General features: G+C 48.7%; 15 protein-coding genes and 1 other annotated feature. Of the genes, 11 read left to right on the top strand and 4 right to left on the bottom strand.

Annotation, left to right across the window (positions count from 1 at the left end; genetic code table 11):
- The 3 genes from AA84_RS19455 to AA84_RS0114620 form a co-directional block, all read left to right on the top strand.
- Positions 1-190, top strand: a 190-nt coding sequence (locus AA84_RS19455; protein WP_236628098.1) for a hypothetical protein, incomplete at its 5' end; no start/stop codon positions are given.
- Between the two features lie 160 nt (positions 191-350).
- Positions 351-1,016 (top strand): YczE/YyaS/YitT family protein, encoded by a 666-nt coding sequence (locus AA84_RS0114630; RefSeq protein WP_028977820.1) that lies wholly within the window; start codon positions 351-353, stop codon positions 1,014-1,016.
- A 321-nt stretch (positions 1,017-1,337) separates the two neighbouring features.
- Positions 1,338-1,604 (top strand) — a binding site (T-box leader).
- A gap of 80 nt (positions 1,605-1,684) precedes the next feature.
- Complete coding sequence (locus tag AA84_RS0114620; protein ID WP_197737498.1) at positions 1,685-2,527, top strand: SAM hydrolase/SAM-dependent halogenase family protein; 843 nt, start codon at positions 1,685-1,687, stop codon at positions 2,525-2,527.
- Positions 2,528-2,642: 115 nt separating this feature from the next.
- Here AA84_RS0114620 and AA84_RS0114615 read toward each other — a convergent pair whose 3' ends face one another.
- Positions 2,643-3,542, bottom strand: a complete 900-nt coding sequence (locus tag AA84_RS0114615; protein ID WP_028977818.1) for an aldo/keto reductase — start codon at positions 3,540-3,542, stop codon at positions 2,643-2,645.
- 19 nt (positions 3,543-3,561) lie between these two features.
- Complete coding sequence (locus tag AA84_RS0114610) at positions 3,562-4,242, bottom strand: DNA alkylation repair protein (protein ID WP_028977817.1); 681 nt, start codon at positions 4,240-4,242, stop codon at positions 3,562-3,564.
- Positions 4,243-4,421: 179 nt separating this feature from the next.
- On the opposite strand from AA84_RS0114610, the gene AA84_RS0114605 reads away from it, so the two are divergent.
- The 8 genes from AA84_RS0114605 (at position 4,422) to AA84_RS0114555 (ending at position 15,966) form a co-directional block, all read left to right on the top strand.
- Entirely contained in the window at positions 4,422-6,749 is a 2,328-nt protein-coding gene (locus AA84_RS0114605) for a YfhO family protein (protein ID WP_028977816.1), read from the top strand.
- Between the two features lie 357 nt (positions 6,750-7,106).
- A complete protein-coding gene (locus AA84_RS0114595; RefSeq protein WP_028977815.1) occupies positions 7,107-8,171 on the top strand; it encodes a PTS sugar transporter subunit IIC in 1,065 nt (354 codons plus the stop codon).
- A gap of 316 nt (positions 8,172-8,487) precedes the next feature.
- Positions 8,488-9,060, top strand: coding sequence for a competence protein ComK (locus AA84_RS18070; RefSeq protein ID WP_051578068.1), 573 nt, complete (start codon positions 8,488-8,490; stop codon positions 9,058-9,060).
- A gap of 575 nt (positions 9,061-9,635) precedes the next feature.
- Positions 9,636-10,307 carry an MtnX-like HAD-IB family phosphatase gene (locus AA84_RS0114580; RefSeq protein WP_028977813.1) on the top strand — a complete coding sequence of 224 codons (672 nt, stop codon included), beginning with the start codon at positions 9,636-9,638 and terminating at the stop codon, positions 10,305-10,307.
- The gene (locus AA84_RS0114575; RefSeq protein ID WP_028977812.1) at positions 10,294-11,355 is read left to right on the top strand and encodes an iron-containing alcohol dehydrogenase family protein; all 1,062 of its coding nucleotides are present in this window, start codon (positions 10,294-10,296) and stop codon (positions 11,353-11,355) included. Before AA84_RS0114580 ends, AA84_RS0114575 begins: the two co-directional genes overlap by 14 nt.
- Before the next feature lie 213 nt (positions 11,356-11,568).
- The gene (gene dat / locus AA84_RS0114570) at positions 11,569-12,429 is read left to right on the top strand and encodes a D-amino-acid transaminase (RefSeq protein WP_028977811.1); all 861 of its coding nucleotides are present in this window, start codon (positions 11,569-11,571) and stop codon (positions 12,427-12,429) included.
- A gap of 271 nt (positions 12,430-12,700) precedes the next feature.
- The gene (locus tag AA84_RS0114560; RefSeq protein ID WP_028977810.1) at positions 12,701-13,987 is read left to right on the top strand and encodes an MDR family MFS transporter; all 1,287 of its coding nucleotides are present in this window, start codon (positions 12,701-12,703) and stop codon (positions 13,985-13,987) included.
- A gap of 287 nt (positions 13,988-14,274) precedes the next feature.
- Entirely contained in the window at positions 14,275-15,966 is a 1,692-nt protein-coding gene (locus AA84_RS0114555) for a glycoside hydrolase family 13 protein (protein WP_028977809.1), read from the top strand.
- A gap of 177 nt (positions 15,967-16,143) precedes the next feature.
- Here AA84_RS0114555 and AA84_RS0114550 read toward each other — a convergent pair whose 3' ends face one another.
- Both AA84_RS0114550 and AA84_RS0114545 read right to left on the bottom strand, forming a co-directional pair.
- Positions 16,144-16,965 carry an ABC transporter permease gene (locus AA84_RS0114550; RefSeq protein WP_028977808.1) on the bottom strand — a complete coding sequence of 274 codons (822 nt, stop codon included), beginning with the start codon at positions 16,963-16,965 and terminating at the stop codon, positions 16,144-16,146.
- On the bottom strand, positions 16,962-17,957 hold the full coding sequence (locus tag AA84_RS0114545; protein ID WP_081791810.1) for an ATP-binding cassette domain-containing protein: 996 nt from the start codon (positions 17,955-17,957) through the stop codon (positions 16,962-16,964). Before AA84_RS0114545 ends, AA84_RS0114550 begins: the two co-directional genes overlap by 4 nt.
- Positions 17,958-18,004: the final 47 nt, after the last annotated feature.

The raw sequence follows: 18,004 nt of genomic DNA, 5'->3' as shown, positions 1-18,004 counted from the left end.
GAAGCGGCGATTCAGCACCGAAAAGACACGAGTCCATCACACATGGTTGGAGATTAAGGACCGGGCGTATTTTGCCCGGTTTTTCTTAGTATCAAGCCGTTCGCGGAGGAATGAATCCGAGAACGCGTATCAAACCGTATGCAACACGTATCGAACGAATGGGATGCGCATTAAACCTGAAAAGGGGTAGCGAATCAAAGCATTCACTTGCATTTCACAGCATCCCTGATAGAATGTGGGGAGACATAGGAAGAAATCGATGACTGCCTAAAACTACGCGCGTAACGTTAACTCTGCAACTGCGCCGGTGACTCATGCAATGATCAGCTCGTTGGAGGATTGACGAACAAATGACAAAGGGATTGCTTTGGCTCTGCACTTCAGTACTATTAAATGCATTTGGAAATGCGCTGACGGTGAAGGCGGCGTTTGGCTCGGCGCCATGGACGGCAGCGAGTCTCAATATTTCGAGCGCTACAGGTTTGACTGTTGGAACCGTACTGATCATTATGGGGCTTGTGGTGCTCGTGGCGGACGACTTGCTCAGACAGCATTGGAACGGGATCAAAGATGTCTTTAACTTTCTGTATATGATGTCGTTCGGGTATTTGATCGATTTGTGGCTGCTGGTGATGCAGCCGATTACTGTAAATAGTTGGCTGCTGCGCGTGATTGTCTGCGTGATCGGCGTACTCTGTATCGCAGCCGCGCTATCCATCTATTTCAAGGTGAATCTGGTCTTGCATCCATTTGATGATATGCTGAAAATTTTGCGTGAAAAGTATCTAAAGGGTAATGTGGTCTTGGCACAGCGGATTTCACTCGGCATTCCGCTGGCTATTGGTCTTGCGGTTGGACTTTTTCGTCATGAACTGCTTGGCATTAATCTCGGCACCTTAATCAGCTTCCTATGCATGGGGTATTTTATTCTCTTCTTTGACCGTTTCCTCCCCGTGCATGTGAACCGCGAGGCGGTGCTGCATCACCGAATGCATCGAGCGCATCCCGCAAAATAGTCTCAAGTAAAAGGCTATGTGTAAAATGTTTCTCGGGGGATAAATTTGATGTGGGCGTAAGAGGATGCGATGGCATGCAGTTCTTTCTTTATTTCTTTTTAGTCCAATTTTGACTGGACGAAAAGGAGAAGGCTCCTTATTCTAAATGTATACCGACCAAGGTGAATACATCAGGAATAGAGGCCTTCTCTCAATGGATAGTATAAAAGATTTATTAGAAATTTGGAAGAACCAAACGAGCCTTTTGGCGTTTGAGGAAGAGGCAACCGCGATTGACTTGACATTTTTTAAACCGAGACTAATAATAAATGTACGAAAATAAAAAAAGCAATGAAGAGAAGAAGTAGTGCCTTTGCTTTTTCACAGAGAGCTCCGGTTGGTGAAAAGGAGTATCAGCAAAAGCGCGAACATGGCCTCTGAGCTGCGTGACTGAATAATGGATTTTCCTGAAGTAAGCCGCGACGAGTTAAGGTTCTCGTTATAAAAACCGGAGTTTATGCACGCCTCGTGCATGTACTCGCTGAGACCGGTCATGTGAATGCCCGGTAAAACAAGGTGGTACCACGGAAATGAACCCCCGTCCTTAGTCGTTCGATTAAGGGCGGGGTTTTTGATTGTTCGATTTTAATTGGATCATTGTGGAAAGATAGAAAAAAGGAAAGGTGATTGTGATGAAGCATGCATTGGTATTTCAAACCGACTTTGGACTTGTGGACGGAGCGGTCTGCGCGATGTACGGCGTAGCGAATTCGATCGATCCGACCTTGAAAATTTATGATCTGACGCATGATATTCCACAGTATAACATTTGGGAGGCTTCTTACCGTCTGCGCCAGACCATTGATTATTGGCCGGAAGGCACGGTATTCGTGTCCGTCGTTGATCCTGGCGTCGGATCGACACGCCGAAGCGTGATTGCCCGAACCCAACGCAATCAATACATCATTACACCGGACAATGGGACATTGACGCATATCAAACGCATTGAAGGGATCGAGAGTGTGCGCACTTTCGATGAGAAGGTAAATAAACTGCCGACAGCCGGCGAATCGTTTACGTTTTTCGGTCGTGATATTTATGCATTCAACGGAGCAAAGTTAGCGGCAGGGCAAATTGACTATGAACATTTTGGCAAAACGGTTCCGGTCGAGTCGCTGGTTGAACTGCCGATTGTTCCCGCATATCGTGAGGATCATCACGTACAAGGAACAATTGATGTACTCGATGTCCGTTTCGGTAACCTGTGGACCAATATCGATCACCAGCTCTTCCATGAACTGGATGTGGCACGCGGCGATCGGTTAGCGGTCAAGATAAAGAATGACACACGGACAGTCTATGAGAATACGGTGGTGTTTGCCCAATCATTTGCCGAGGTGGCGATCGGCGAGCCGCTGCTGTATATCAATTCGCTTGAAAATATTGGTGTGGCAATCAATCAGGGTTCCTTTGCTAAAGCGTACAACATCGGTACCGGCACAAATTGGCGCCTGTCGCTTTGTAAGGCGTGACGCTATATCGATGAGCAATAACCGTTAATGGATTGGATTAAAAAGAAAAGTGCTTCCGGCGTATCCAGGAAGCACTTTTCTCTATGGACAAATGGCTGTAAAAAAAGGCCTCGGCTTAAACAATATCCAGCGGAACTTTGCGTGAGGGACGCGGGAAGGTGCGATCAAGTTCCTCAATTTCTTCCGTGGACAAGCGAATTGCCGCGGTCTGTGCATTCAGCAGCACATGTTCCGGTCTCGCTGCTTTCGGAATAGCAAGAATTCCATCGCGCTCCGCATGGCGCACCGTCCAGGCAAGCAGAATTTGAAGCATCGTTGCCGCGTGCGCTTCTGCAATTTGGTTCAGCGTACGGTTTTTCAAAAGTTTTGCTTTCAGTGAACCGGCTTCGGCGAGCGGGCAGTAGGCCATGATCGGGACCTGGTGCGCGCGCAGCCATGGCAGCAAATCGACTTCAATACCGCGGGAGCCGAGATGGTAGAGCACTTGGTTGACGGCGCAATTTTTTCCACCGGGTACCGACCACAGTTCTTGCATAGCTTTTGTGTCAAAATTGGAGACACCCCATCGTAAAATTTTGCCTGCTTTCTTCAATGCTTCCATGCCGCGCACCGTTTCCTCTAACGGTGTTCCGCCGCGCCAATGAAGCAAATAGAGATCCAGATGGTCGGTTTTAAGCCGTTTCAAGCTGTGATTGCAAGCTTCAGCAAGTTTTTCGCGCGTTGCATGACTTGGATAGGCTTTGCTGACGAGAAACAAAGCATCGCGTTGATCGGCCAATGCTTCGCCAATGAGGGATTCGGAGCGTCCTTCGCCATACATTTCTGCCGTATCGATCAGCGTCATTCCAAGCCGTACGCCAAGCCTAAGTGCCTCGATTTCCGTATCGCGTTTGCTCCAATCCTCGCCCATATGCCAAGTGCCTTGTCCGAGAATCGGTAGTTTCGTGCCGTCGGGAAGTGTCAGACGGCGTTTGCCGACTTCTTTTCTGATTGTATCAACGGTTTCGTTTTCCAATGATGCTCAGCCTCCTTGATCAATGGGACTTTCGGTTCAGCCATTTCAGACCTTCACGTTTGCTCAACGGCTTGAGCGGATGCTCATGAATAAAGCGGCCAACGGTATCGGGAGCGGTCTTTGCGTATTCACGTAATGCCCATCCGATCGCCTTTTTAATGAAAAATTGATCCGAATCTGCATTGAGTAAAATGTAGCGGAAGAGCAGTGCTTCATCAGTCTGCGCTTTGAATTTCAATTGGAAGAGCAGCGCGGCACGGCGCAGCCACAGATGATCGCTGATGATCCAGGGTTCGGCATAACGCTGGATGAGCTGCGGATCACGAGCAAACAGTGGACCGCAGCATTGCGGGGCGATGCAGTCGACCGTGTCCCACCAAGACTTGCTCGTGATCATCCATTCAAGGAGCGGTAAATGCTCGCGGTTGAGCTGTTTTTTAAGACGAACAAGCAGATCCAGTGCGGCATAGTGGCATTCACGATTTGGATGGCTCCAAAGTGTTTTGACAGCAATCTCAATTTGATTTGCTTCCGGTAGACCGTATTGCTTGATAAAGTCACGCACAGCGGCACGCCGTTCCGGAGTCTTAATGCCGAAAAAAGGGAATTGATCACGCATATAGCGGGCCATCGCCCGTGCATTTTCCTGATTTTGCTTTGCCGCGAAACTGCGGAGCAGCGGCTGAAGATCATAGCTCATGCCAATCGCCTTTCTACATTCCGGCGACGCTTGAAACGCATCGCTTTTCTTTCACTCTATCATCCCACAAATTCCATTACGTGACGAATGATATGATCAAAGCTGAGCTTCGAGTAGTCTTATTGTAAAATAGAAGGGTCCATTAAGTTTGCGAGAATGTCAGACAAGGAGCTCCTAAAATGTTTTCCACCTCTATGAAAAAAATGATTCATTCGGACTATACGAAAGTCTTTCTGCTTTGTCTCATCTCTTCAGGAATGATGTTCCTTCCTTCAATTATTGCAAGCAAAGGTTTATTCACGCTGGTTGGCGATTTCAATTATCAGCAGATTCCGTTTAATATGCTCAGTAACCGGGCGATTAAGAGCGGGGACTGGTTCTGGAACTGGTCCACGGACTTGGGCAGTAATTTTATTGCTTCGTACAGCTTCTATACGTTAGGCAGTCCGTTCTTTTGGCTGAGTCTGATTTTTCCGGCTTCCTTCTTCCCTTATGTGGTCGGACCGATGTTTCTGTTGAAATACTGCATCGCCGGAGTAACCGCGTACGGCTATATGCGCCGCTATGTTACCGACAGTCGTTACGCAATAATTGGTGCACTTTTGTATGCTTTTTCCGGCTTTTCCGCGGTGAACCTGATGTTCAATCATTTTCACGATGTTGTCGCGTTCTTTCCGCTGCTGCTTGCCGGTTTCGACCGGCTCGTATCGGATCGCAAAAAAGGTTGGTTTGCTGCAGCAGTGGCGTTGAATGCAACGCTGAATTTCTTCTTTTTCATCGGTGAAGTGGTTTTTTTAATCGTCTATTACTTGTTGCGCTATGTTTGTGAGGACTGGCGGCAATCACTGTGCCGGCTGCCGCGGATCATCTGGGAAGGGCTGCTTGGGATTGGTATGGCTTGTCTGCTGTTTCTCCCGGCCATTCTGTTTACGTTGCAGAATCCGCGCTTGGACGCGTTTCTTTACGGCCCCAATGCGCTTGTTTACAGCGGATCGCGCTATCTGGCACTGATCAAAGCATTTGTGATGCCAGCCGACCTGATGCCGCATCAATCCGCCATCTATCCATCGGACTTCTCATCAAGCAGCGCCTATCTGCCGCTGTTCGGTCCGGTTCTGGTGCTCGCACAAATGTTTGCCGGAAAGGGTTGGATGCGCCGCCTTATGATTGCCTGTCTCATTATGGCTGCCATACCGCTGTTAAACAGTTTGTTCTATGTACTGAATTCCTCGTATTACGCACGTTGGTTTTACATGCCGGTACTGATTATGGCGCTCATGTCGGCAGTTGCACTTGAGCGGCGTGCGGAGATTCCGCTCAAAAAAAGCTTGCTGATTTGTGCATCGATCCTTGCGGTGCTTGCGGCGTTTCTTCTGTTCTATCCGTGGAGTGAAAGTCAGCGCAGCGCGGTTTTTCATTACGATCAATTTCTATTTTACTTCGTGGCTGCAGCAGCAGGGCTTTTGGCGACCTATGCTCTTGTCGGACGCTTCCGTCATGCGAAACACGGGTATGCGCTCATGCTGACGGTATTGGTTATTTTTTGCGGCGGACTGGGTTTGTTTAATATTTTTGCAACGCACAGCATTTATGATTATCAAAAAGGTGAGGCAGCTTATAACATGGTGGTGAGGACCGGATCAGAGTTGAAGCAGCGCTTGCCCAAGGATGAAGACTACCGGATTCGGATCAGTGATGATGGATGGAATTTGGCGATGGTCGCTGGTCTGCCAACGGTTAATTCGTTCACGAGTATGGTGAACGGTTCAATTTTTGAATTCTACCAATCGATCGGTTCACCAAGAGGGGTGAAAACGATCATTCCTCAAGAAGCGTACGGTTTGAATCCGCTGCTTTCGGAACGCTTTTATGTCAGCACGACAAAGATTGACGGCGAGAAGCCTTTTACACAATTTTTTAATGGAACCGGCTGGATCTACGTCTATGAGAATAAGGATACGCTGCCGATTGGCTTTACGTACGATTACTATGTGACTGAGAGCCGTTTTCAACACATTCCAGATGATGACAAGCATCTTGTTTTACTGCGTGCTGTCGTGATCAGAGACCGTGACGTGTCAAAGGTGAAAAATTATTTAATTCCCTTACCGGACAGCCAGTTGTTTACGACCGGAAAGGGGGAGTACTCTGAAGATTTACAGGCACGAGCGAAGGAAGCGGCAACCACGTTCACACGCGATCGGCACGGGTTCACGGCGGATATTCATGCCAACGTCGACAAGTACGCCTTTTTCAGCGTACCGTATGATAGAGGCTGGTCGGCAACGGTAGATGGCGTTCCTGTACAGATCCTCGACGCCGATGGAATGATGATTGTTCCTGTTGGCGACGGCAATAACCATATTCGCTTTACGTACCGGACGCCGGGACTTGCTTCCGGTGCAGCGATCGCGACTGGCTCCTGGGTTGTTTTTGCGGTGTATGGGTATGCCGATCGCCTTTTCTTCCGCAGACGCACACAGACAACGCGTGAGCTGACCGAATGAGCATTGTCAGGGAATGCTCCCGTGCGAAAACGTGATCTTGCCCAGTTTTTCATTTGGCGGGTGGGTCACGTTTTTTTACAATTAAAGGGTAATAAAGGCTGTGATTTTTGGTCACGCAAAAGACAGCGCATCAAACGCGCAGATGCTCTGGAGCCGGCGGGACAGCGAGCAATCGGAGCGTAGACAAAAATCAACTTGGTTTCTCTTAATGACTTCTTCGCAACAAAGCGTTACTGCGTCAATGGGTTGTATCGACAAATCACTGAATTCTTGCTAGAATAACAAGCGCGTGTCTGTTTTTAGAAAAAGGGAATGATAAAAACAAAAGGAACGGATGAAGGATGGAGGTTTTGGAAGGTGACAACAAACGGGACTGGAGATGGGCTAACCGTGAGGCGTTTTATCAATAACGTACTCACAGGACTTGCGATTGGTATCGTTGCAGGGCTGGTTCCATCCGCCTTGCTGAGCGAAATTTGCAAGGCACTGGCGCCGCATGCACCGATTTTCGCAATCGTTCTGCAAATTGTAACAACCATTATGTTTACAGTGCCTTTACTGATCGGCACGGCCATTGCATTTAAATTCAATTTGAATCCGATACAAATGGTTTCGGTTGCCTCTGCGACCTATATCGGTTCCGGCGCGCTTGTGTTTTCCTCAACCGGCGTGCAGGTAAGCGGCATGGGCGATTTGATCAACACGATGCTGACGGCAAGTTTGGCGGTTGGGGTCATCCTGATCATCGGCGATCGGCTAAAAGCATTTGCACCGCTCGTTCTGCCGACGATTGTCTGCATCGTCTCGGGCGGGATTGGGCTTTGGATTCTGCCTTTTGTACGCAGCATCACAACGCTGGTCGGACATCTTGTTGACAGCTATTTTGCACTTGCCCCAGTGTTAATGGGAATTCTCGTTGCGGTCAGCTTTTCGATTATTATTCTTTCACCCATTTCAACGGTCGCGATTGCGACGGCGATCGGCATGAGCGGGATCGCATCCGGAGCCGGAAATCTTGGTGTTGTCGCTGCCGCGATCGGAATGTTCATCGGCAGCTTGCGGGTGAATCCAATTGGGCTTTCGCTTTCAGCATTGCTTGGGACACCGAAAATTATGATTGCTGCCGTCGTCCGCAAACCGGTGATCATGGTTCCGGTGCTTTTGAATGCGGCTGTACTGGGCATACTTGCTGTTGTCTTCCAAATTCAAGGAACGCCAATCAGTGCCGGTTTCGGCTTTTCCGGTCTTGTCGGACCGATCAACGCCGTGCGCTTTATGCCGGGCGGCGCAACCGGGGCAAATCTGTTGCTTCTGATTTTCATATTCTTGATTATTCCATTTGTTTGCGGTTGGTTCTTCGAATGGATCTGCCGTACGAAGCTGCATCTCTATTCAAAAGAGGACTATATCGAAAAACCATAAAGGAAAAAAGAAGGAGCACCGATATCTGCGGATGTCGGTGCTTTTCAGTAGGGGACACCGTTTTGCTCGATTATTCCAATAATTATGAACAAAATGTGAAAAAGATATTTTTTCTGAAAATAAAGGCGGTTAAATAATTGAAAGTTGTGCCAATATTTGTATAATAATAGGTATAAGAGCAGGGGCATTGATCCTCTGCTTTGAAAGTTCTTCTCTCCTTTAGAAACCGCTGAATGTTTTTCCCCGGGGGCGGTGGATTCCACTCAAATGCTGTTGTGTCTGTGTTTATGAATACGATCAGGAAAGAGGTTATTGAATGAAAACAGAAAAAAACTACATTATTCGTCCTGAGACCATGGCGCTGGTTCCTTGTGAATTATCGGATGGAGACCGAGGCACCCTTGTGATCGAAGAATCAGCACAACGCTACGTCAAGGCGCTTCCTAAAACGATTGTCGCACAGTCTTGCGGCTATTATGGCTCTACCTATAGTGGTAGAAAAAAAGTAGCTGTGGAAATGGGCTACAAAAGTATGCCCCCGATTTGTGTTTGCGGCGAACTCGGTATTGTGTTCCTGTCTTCGATGACGGAACGTTCGGACACCTGTGCTTGGCTGTCCTTCTCACATGTCCGACAATGGTCGGACAATGAACAAAAAGGGAGTGTGGCGGTCATGCTGTCGCGCGGAAAACACATTGAGCTGCCCATGCATGCGCGTCCGTTCGGAGGGCGAGTAATGCGCGCGATGCAATACGCGCATCAGCTTCGCGAGCGAATGACTGTCTATGATGATGCAGAATCCTCAAAAACGAATGATGAGCCGAAACGGTTTGGTTTTAAAGAAAATGGCACCTTTTATATTGTAGATTCTGTTCGCGAAGATGAATAAATGGGTAAACCATGACAAAAATCCTGGGATGGCGATACGCCGAGTCTCAGGATTTTTTGCGGATAAAGAGAGTATGTGATTTTTGGTCACGCAAAAGACTGTGCATCAAACGCGCAGATGCTCTGGCGCCTGCGGATCGCGCCTTGTTGATGCAAGCCAAGGAAGACCGCGCAGATTCCTGCCTGTTTGAGGAGGCTCGCGGTGCGCCCGCGGCAAGCGAGTAACCGAAGCGGCGAGATTCAGCACCGAAAAGACATGAGCCCATCACACATGATTTAAGATTAAGGTTTTTAATGCGGCGATGAAATGTGAGGCACAGGTAGAATGCCGCGCGAATTAAGATTCGCTATTTGCCGGGAGCGAAACGGTGTCGCTATTTGCGATCAGCTGTTACGTGCTTAAAGGCGCATTGAGTTCGCGCACGACGGTCGCAACAATGAATAACCGTAAAAAGGGTCATACTAGAAGTGTTCATGACTTCGTCATATTGGTTGCGCTTGCAGAAAATGGAATAAAAAAAATATCTGTTATACTGAAACTGTAATATAACAGATGAAAAAAAGGAGAATTATTGTATGACAAAGCGTTTCCTTTTCATTTCTGACTTTGATGGTACGTTATCCGATAAAGATTTTTTTCATGTACTCATTAACCGCCATTTTGCTGATCAAGCGGAGAAGCTATATGAAGACTGGGACCAGAAGGTTATGACCGATCTTGAGTATCTCAGCCGCTTATTCAGCCGCGCTGACCGTGACCAGCAGGAGCTTGATGAAGATATTGATGCCGTTCCTTTTGATCCGGATGCCAAAGCGGTGATTGAGCAGGTCAAGAAGCTTGGCGGTGATTTTGTTGTCATTAGTGCTGGTACAGATTATTACATTAAACGGATTTTTGAGAAACAGGGTATAACAGATGTACCGGTTTATTCGAATCCCGGTGTGTATGCAGATCGAGGCATTCAATTGCAGGTAGACCCTAACGGCCCGTATTTCTCAGAACTGTATGGAATCGATAAGCAGAAACTCGCCACGGACTTGATGAAAGATTATGAATTGGTTTTTTATGCAGGCGACAGCGGCCCCGACTTAAAGGCGGCGCTGTTGACGGATACAATTTTCGCCAAAGGCAAGTTGCAGCCGCTGCTCGATCAAGAACACAGAGACTATGTTGCGATCAATAATTTTAAGGATGTTGCAAATTATCTATCCACTCATGAGGAGGCAATCATCAATGGCGGTCGATAATCATCAGATTGTTGTTCCATCATTACTCGATGTGCGCAAGGGAAATTTAGCCAATCTCGGTCGTATGCTTGCGCGTCATCAATTCAGCAAGGTTGTTCTTTTTTTCGGGACGGGTTTAATTGAGATGCTTGGCGATAAAGTATTGGGGTCGATGAAACAAGCCGGAATTGAGGTGCTTGAGCAAAAGGAAGTCGGTGATATTGATATCGATCACGTCGTAGACGACGCTTTTCAGCTTCCGGCACAAACCGAAGCTGTGGTCGGCATCGGCGGAGGCAAGGCATTGGATGCCGCAAAATATACCGCATTGTTGCGCAAATGGCCGTTTATCAGTGTTCCTACATCGACGTCAAATGATGGTTTTTCCAGTTCCAATACGTCGCTGACGATTCATGGACGGCGCATTTCGGTACATGCGAAGATGCCCTACGGAATCGTGATTGATGTCGATGTCATCAGAAATGCTCCGGAATGCTTTATCTACTCCGGAGTTGGCGATCTTGTATCGAAAATTACCGCGGCTGAAGACTGGATCTTTGAGGAAAAGAACGGCGTGACGCGGGTTGATGACTGTGCCCTGATGCTTTCGAAAAAAGCGGTAAACAGCTTTGTTCGGACTGATTTTGGTACGATTCGTGACGACCTTTTCATTAAAGAATTGGTAGATTCGCTGACCATGGCCGGGATATCGATGGAGATTGCCGGCAGCAGTGCGCCGACCAGTGGCAGTGAGCATTTGATTTCGCATGCACTTGACACCTATGGCTCGAAACCACAGCTGCACGGCATTCAAGTTGGCGTGGCCAGCTATCTCATGAGCAAGGTGCAGGATCACCGTTATGAACGCATCACCAAGGTCCTTCAAGATACCGGGTTCTTTACGTTCGCCAAATCCGCCGGGATGACGGTTGCTGATTTTGATATGGCGATTGATCGTGCTCCGGAAATGAAACCGATGCGCTGCACGTATCTGCACCGGGCGGAATATCGTGACCGCGCGCACCACATTCTGCATGAGGATCCGATTTTGCAAGACATTTTGCTTTAAAGAACAACAGACCATTTTCCTCAAGAGGCAGGCTGCTGTCTCTTTTTTTTGTGGTCTAAAAGGGAGATTCGTTTAGGCGCAGTCTTGCCCCGTTTTTCTACTGATTTAGTATTGAGAACGCCTTGAATCTCAAGGTATAATGAATGAAAAGGTTTCAATGCTCGACACCAATGAACAACCATTATGTGGAGGCAAAGAAAGGGGCTTACGGCGATGAGTACGATATTATATAATGACCGTTTTATAGACCGCAGTCAGGGGAAAGTAGATATGGAGGATCGCGGCTATCAGTTTGGCGATGGGATCTATGAAGCGCTGCGCGTATATAATGGAAAAATGTTTCTGCTTGATCTGCATATGAAACGACTGGAACGGAGTGCGCGCGAACTGCGGCTTGCACTGCCTTACGCTACTGACCATTTGGCGGAAAATCTGGATAAGCTGATCAAGGAAAATGCCATGGACTACGGTTACGTTTACTTCCAGATCACGCGCGGGGCGATTGCACGCAAACACCGGTTCCCGGAGCAGCCGATCGATACCGTGCTGACCGCCAGTGTTGAGGCGACCGATAAGGATGAGGATCTGCACGCAGACGGGATCAAGGTCAGTTTGCTTGATGACATCCGCTGGCTGCGCTGTGATATCAAGACGTTGAACCTGCTCGGCAATGTGCTGGCAAATCAAGAAGCGTTTGAACGCGGTGCCGCTGACGCGATTCTTCACCGCGACGGTGTTGTTACCGAAGGCACAACCTGTAACGTATTCATGGTGAAAGACGGCGTTTTGATCACGCATCCTGCCGACCATTTTATTTTGAACGGCATTACCCGTATCTTTGTGCTCCAGCTTGCCGAGCGGCTGGGGATTCCGGTTGACGAACGCACGTATACAACGGCTGAACTTCTGGCTGCAGACGAAGTGTTTCTCACGAGTACCGGCGTACGCGTGACTCCGGTGCTGCAAATCGATGATCGACAGGTTGCAGGCGGAAAACCGGGACCGATCACCAACCGACTGCTCGAAGCGTTTAATCAGGATGTGGAACAATTTGTTACGGCCGTAAACGCGTAAAGCAAGGCGTTTTGAAAATCAAAGAAATCATGATCCACAAGTTAATGGAAATGAGGGTTGATTCATGGCTGCGTCGATTCGCGCATCACTTCGTTCGGTTAAGCAACAATTGAATGGAAAAACTTCTGATTTTCTTGGAAGAAGTGAGGATTGCGAAAAAGTGTCGCTGTGCTGCGTCTGAGACCCTTTTTGAGATGAAAAGAGTCTGTAACGGCATTGTGCCGGGTGCAGGCTCTTTTTGTTGTGCTCTTGAAGAAAGGCGGGATTTTGCTTGAAATGGCGCGATTGGGACATTAATTTAAAAGTACGATTGATTGGCGAAGGATTTTTTAATCTTCTCTTTTGGATGTTTTTTCCGTTTATGGCAATCTATTTTTCGGATCATTTTGGACAGGAGACAGCCGGATTGCTGCTGATTTTATCGCAGGTGATCGGTACGGCGATTGGCTTGCTTGGCGGCTATTGTGCCGATCATTTCGGTCGCAAACGAATGATGGTTTTTTCAGCGGTTGGCCAAGCGGTTTGCTTTGCACTCTTTGCGCTTGCCAACTCACCATGGCTGACGTCGCCTTGGGTAACCTTCATCAGCTTTTCACTGCTTGGTCTGTTCGGCCAATTGTATCAGCCGGCCAGCCACGCGATGATCGCCGATGTTGTCCCTGAGCATGATCGAGCCGGCATTTTTGCCGTTTTTTATACGTCGATCAATGTGATGGTTGTCATCGGTCCGTTACTCGGCGCGATCTTCTTTTTCGATTATCGCTTCGGCTTTCTTGTCGTTTGCACACTGGTCAGTGTTGTGCTCGTCGGGGTACTGCAACACTGGATCCATGAGACGGTACCAATGAAAAAAGCGGCGGAACACCTGAAAGAAAATAAAAAATGGCTGCATCATCTGAAGGATCAGCTTGGCGATTACAGAGTGATCTTCAATGATCGTATTTTTCTGCTCTATATCTTAGCCGGGGTTCTGGTTGCGCAAACCTTTTTGCAGCTGGATCTCTTGATTGCCGTATACACAACGGATCGGGTGCCGCTGCAGACGCTGTTCTCATTTCGCGGTTGGCAGCTGACTGTTGACGGAAAAAATCTGTTTAGTCTAATGGTCTCTATGAACGGGTTGTGTGTGGCTTTGCTGACGGTGAGCGTGACAAAATGGATGACCAAGTTCCGGGAGCGTAATGTGTTCATGGTCTCGGCTTTTTGCTATGGGGTGGCCATGATTCTTATGGGGGCAACGATCAATGCTTGGCTGCTTCTGGCAGCGATTGTTTTGTTCTCCTGGGCAGAGCTGATGACGGTTGGCGTGCAGGACAGTTTCATTGCCAAACTTGCGCCGGAACATTTGCGCGGGCAATACTTTGCTGCGGCCGGGCTGCGCTTTTCGCTTGGTCGGACGATTGCGCCGATAGCCATACCCATGACCATCTGGTTCGGCTATTCGTGGACCTTTTTCATTCTGGCGGGCATCGCCTATCTTGGAATGATGATCTATGGCCTCATGTTCTCGATGTTTTACCGCCAGAAAATGCCGGTTGCAGAAAAAAATATTTCATAAAATATTCACTGGATGCGTAGGGTTGAAAACGGTATCAGAGCCGGCATAACGACTTTTGATGCTGCTTTTTGCATGTAACTCGATTGTGACCCAAGTGTGAGCAACCGGAGTATACACAGACACCGTAACTGCAAAAGACTCGGACTGGTTTGGACGGTCTTTCGTAAGTGACTAAATCTGAGGTATCATTAATTCAGATGCAACAATCAAATTCAATTGATTGAACGCTGGCAAGGATCATAGAATGGGACAAAGGGTATCAGAATGCGTAAAAGGAGGCTTTGCACATGGGAGAACGTGATTGGTGGAAAGAAATCGCTGTTTACCAAGTTTATCCTAAGAGTTTCAAAGATGCGAATGATGATGGAAGTGGCGACCTTAAAGGGATCATTGAAAAACTGGATTATCTGCAAAATCTCGGTATTGAGGCAATCTGGATCAATCCGGTTTACCAATCGCCGATGGTGGATAACGGCTACGACATCATGGACTACAAAGCAATTCACCCACAGTTCGGAACGATGCAGGATATGGATCAGCTGATTAGTGAGGCGGGAAAGCGCGGGATGCGCATTGTCATGGACCTTGTCCTTAATCATACCTCAAACCAGCATCCTTGGTTCCTTGAATCAAAGCGCAGCCGTACGAATGCAAAAAAAGATTGGTATATTTGGCGGGACCCAAAGCCGGACGGCACCGCCCCGACCAACTGGCGCGCAGAGTTTGGCGGTTCCTCTTGGACGTTTGATGAGCAGCGAGGCCAGTATTACTTGCACTGCTTTGCAGCGGAGCAGCCGGATTTGAATTGGGCTAATCCGGATGTGCGGGCAGCAATCTATGAATTTATCACGTTCTGGCTAGAGAAAGGTGTCGGCGGATTTCGACTTGATGCCATTACTTACATCAAAAAGCCGGAACGATTTACAGATCTGCCGCCGAATGGAGAGGATGGATTGGCACCGGTCGGACGCGCCTCGCTGAATCAGCCTGGAATCTTGGACTACCTGCACGAAATGAAGGCGCGCACCTTTGACAACTATGACATTTTTACCGTCGCTGAAGCGCCCGGCGTTCCGGCAGAACAGATTCCGCAGTTCACCGGGGAAAACGGCGTGTTCTCAATGCTGATCGAGTTCGATCATATCAATATGGGGGTCGGATCGGAACAGAAATGGTACGAGCCGATGCCTTGGTCGCTTACCGATTTGAAACAGATTGTCTCGAAAAGTCAGCACTTTGTCAATAAAAGCGGCTGGTCCGCACTCTATCTGGAAAATCATGATTCGCCGCGCTCAATCAACAGCTACCTCGGTGATCAAGCCGTGAAGGCGGGGACAATTTCGGCGAAACTGCTGGCGACCTTTTACACGCTGCTGAAAGGGACACCGTATATTTATCAAGGCCAAGAGCTTGGCATGACAAATGTGCATTATCCATCCATTGATAAATACGACGACCTTTCGTCGCTTAATCAGTACCGTTCGGCGATCCGGGAAGGGTGCTCCGAGCAAGAAGCGCTCGAAGCCGTTTGGCACTTCAGCCGCGACAACAGCCGAACACCGATGCAGTGGAGTGACCAAGTATATGCCGGTTTTTCCACTCAGAAACCTTGGCTTGGCGTGCATCCGAACTTTGTACGCGTGAACGCACAAGCGGAGCTGCGCAATCCGGATTCGCTTTACTATTATTATCAAAAATTGATTCGACTTCGTAAAAGCAGCCGGGCATTGCGTTATGGCGACTACGCGCTTTTGAAACCAGATCACGAACACGTGTGGGCGTATACGCGCAGCTGCAGTCGCGAAAAAATGCTTGTCATTCTTAACTTCAGCGATACATTGGTGGACTTTCCTTCTTCGCAGGAATTGGTACAAGCGGCAACGAAACTGGTGCTTGGGAATGTTTCGCAGCGTTTACCGGATCACGAGAATAAGATGCAGTTGAAACCGTATGAAGCACGTGTTTATCTCGTGAAATAAACACAAAAAAATTGGATCAGCGTCGAGCTGATCCAATTTTTTGCTGAAGATCATCAATGTTTTCCGAGAAGGCTTCCGGATCGCCAGCGGTCGCGCCCTGTTGATGCGAGCAATCGGAGCGTACACAAAAATCAGAATGGTTTTAGGACTAAGGGCAGCTTGGTTTTTCTCATCAGCCTACCGTTTGTTACGGTAGAGGTACATCGTAACCGGCGCGAAAATCAGGATGAGTACAGCGGAGACGACGAGTACCCAGATGATCTGCATCCCATTGACCTGACCACCCATTAATTGGCGAAGCGACGTGGTCAGAATCGATACCGGGTTGATGTTGACGAAGGCACGTAGCCAGCCGGGCATAGTGGCCGGATCAACAAAAATGTTGCTGGCAAAGGTCACCGGGAACAGCAGCGTCATGCTAATGCCCATCACGGCCTTCGTTGTTTGCAAAATCAGGCCAAGCATCGTGAACACCCAGGAGAGACTGAACGAGAAAATCAGGACGAGCATGATGCCGGCAACAACGCCGAGCACGCTGCCTGCCGGACGGAACCCGAGAATAAGTCCTAGAATGATAACAATGATCGATGCAAGTGTATACCGTACCGTATCGGCAAGAAGTGCGCCGACCAGTGGAGACGGTCCCCAGATCGGCATTGAACGGAAGCGGTCAAAGGTTCCTTTTGAAATGTCTTCATTGAGTGAGACGCCTGTATAAACCGTGGTGAAAACAACCGTCTGTACCAGAATACCGGGAATTAAGAATTGCAGATAGTCGGTGGTTGAACCGGCAAGCGCGCCGCCAAACAAATATGTGAACATGAGCGTAAACATGACCGGGAAAAAGGTGACGTCAAGAAGCTGCTCGGGAACATATTTTATTTTCAGCAAGGCGCGCCAAGTAAAGGCAAGGGATGTTGCAAAACCGTTCGGATGCGGCGGTCGCTTGTGATCGACAAGTGCCGCGCGCATTTTGTTCATTTGTTGTTCGCTATTCATTTCGACGCACCTTCTTTTTGTGGGCTGTCTTCTGCAGGTTTGCCGGTAAGCGTTAAGAACACTTCGTCAAGGCTTGGCTGGCCGAGTGAGAATTCGCTGACCCTGATTTGATGGTCGCTCAGCATCGTCAGCGCTTTTGCCGCATTATCCGTATCCGAGAGCTGGGCGGAGAGTGCCAATGGGTCGGAGGACAGGTGCACCGATGTGCCTAGTGTCGTGCTGAGCAATTGCTGCGCCTCGGCACGTGCTGCAGCGTCGATTAAGCGGACGTGCAGGATGCCAGTTCCGACGGAGGCTTTTAATTCGCTGCTTGTCCCCTCAGCGATGATTTTTCCATGATCGATGACGGCGATCCGGTCGGCAAGTTGATCGGCTTCATCTAGATATTGCGTCGTCAAGAGGACAGTCGTTCCAGTGCTGACGAGCGCACGAACAATATCCCAAATTTGATTGCGGCTGCGCGGATCGAGTCCGGTTGTCGGCTCGTCTAGAAAGAGCAGCTTTGGACGCACGACCATACTGGCGGCGATGTCGAGACGGCGTCTCATACCGCCGGAATACTTTTTCACCTGACGTTTCGCGGCGTCCTGCAAATCAAAAGCGTCCAGCAGCTCTGCCGCACGTTCCTTCGAGTCCCTGCGTGTATAACCCATCAATCGAGCAATCAGCATTAGATTCTCTGTTCCTGAGAGGTCTTCATCAACGGAGGCGAATTGGCCGGTCAGACTGACGCACGCGCGCACGGCATCCTGCTCCTTAAATAAATCATGACCGAAGATTTTTGCCGTGCCTCCATCGGGCTTGAGTAAGGTCGCCAGCATTTTCATTGTGGTCGTTTTTCCGGCGCCGTTCGGACCGAGAAAACCGTAAACCGTTCCTTGAGGAATGGCCAGGTTGATCCCGTCAACCGCGCGATGCTTTCCAAAACGCTTAACAAGATCGGCCGCCTCAATGGCAAGTGACTGATCCTTTTGATTCATCACGTTTTTCATAGTTTCCTCCAAATCATCTGTTTGAGCTGTTCAATGAACGAATACCC

Source organism: Sporolactobacillus terrae DSM 11697, assembly GCF_000648615.1.
GTDB classification, from domain to species: Bacteria; Bacillota; Bacilli; order Bacillales; family Sporolactobacillaceae; genus Sporolactobacillus; species Sporolactobacillus terrae.
This window is presented reverse-complemented; position numbering and strand designations above follow the sequence as displayed.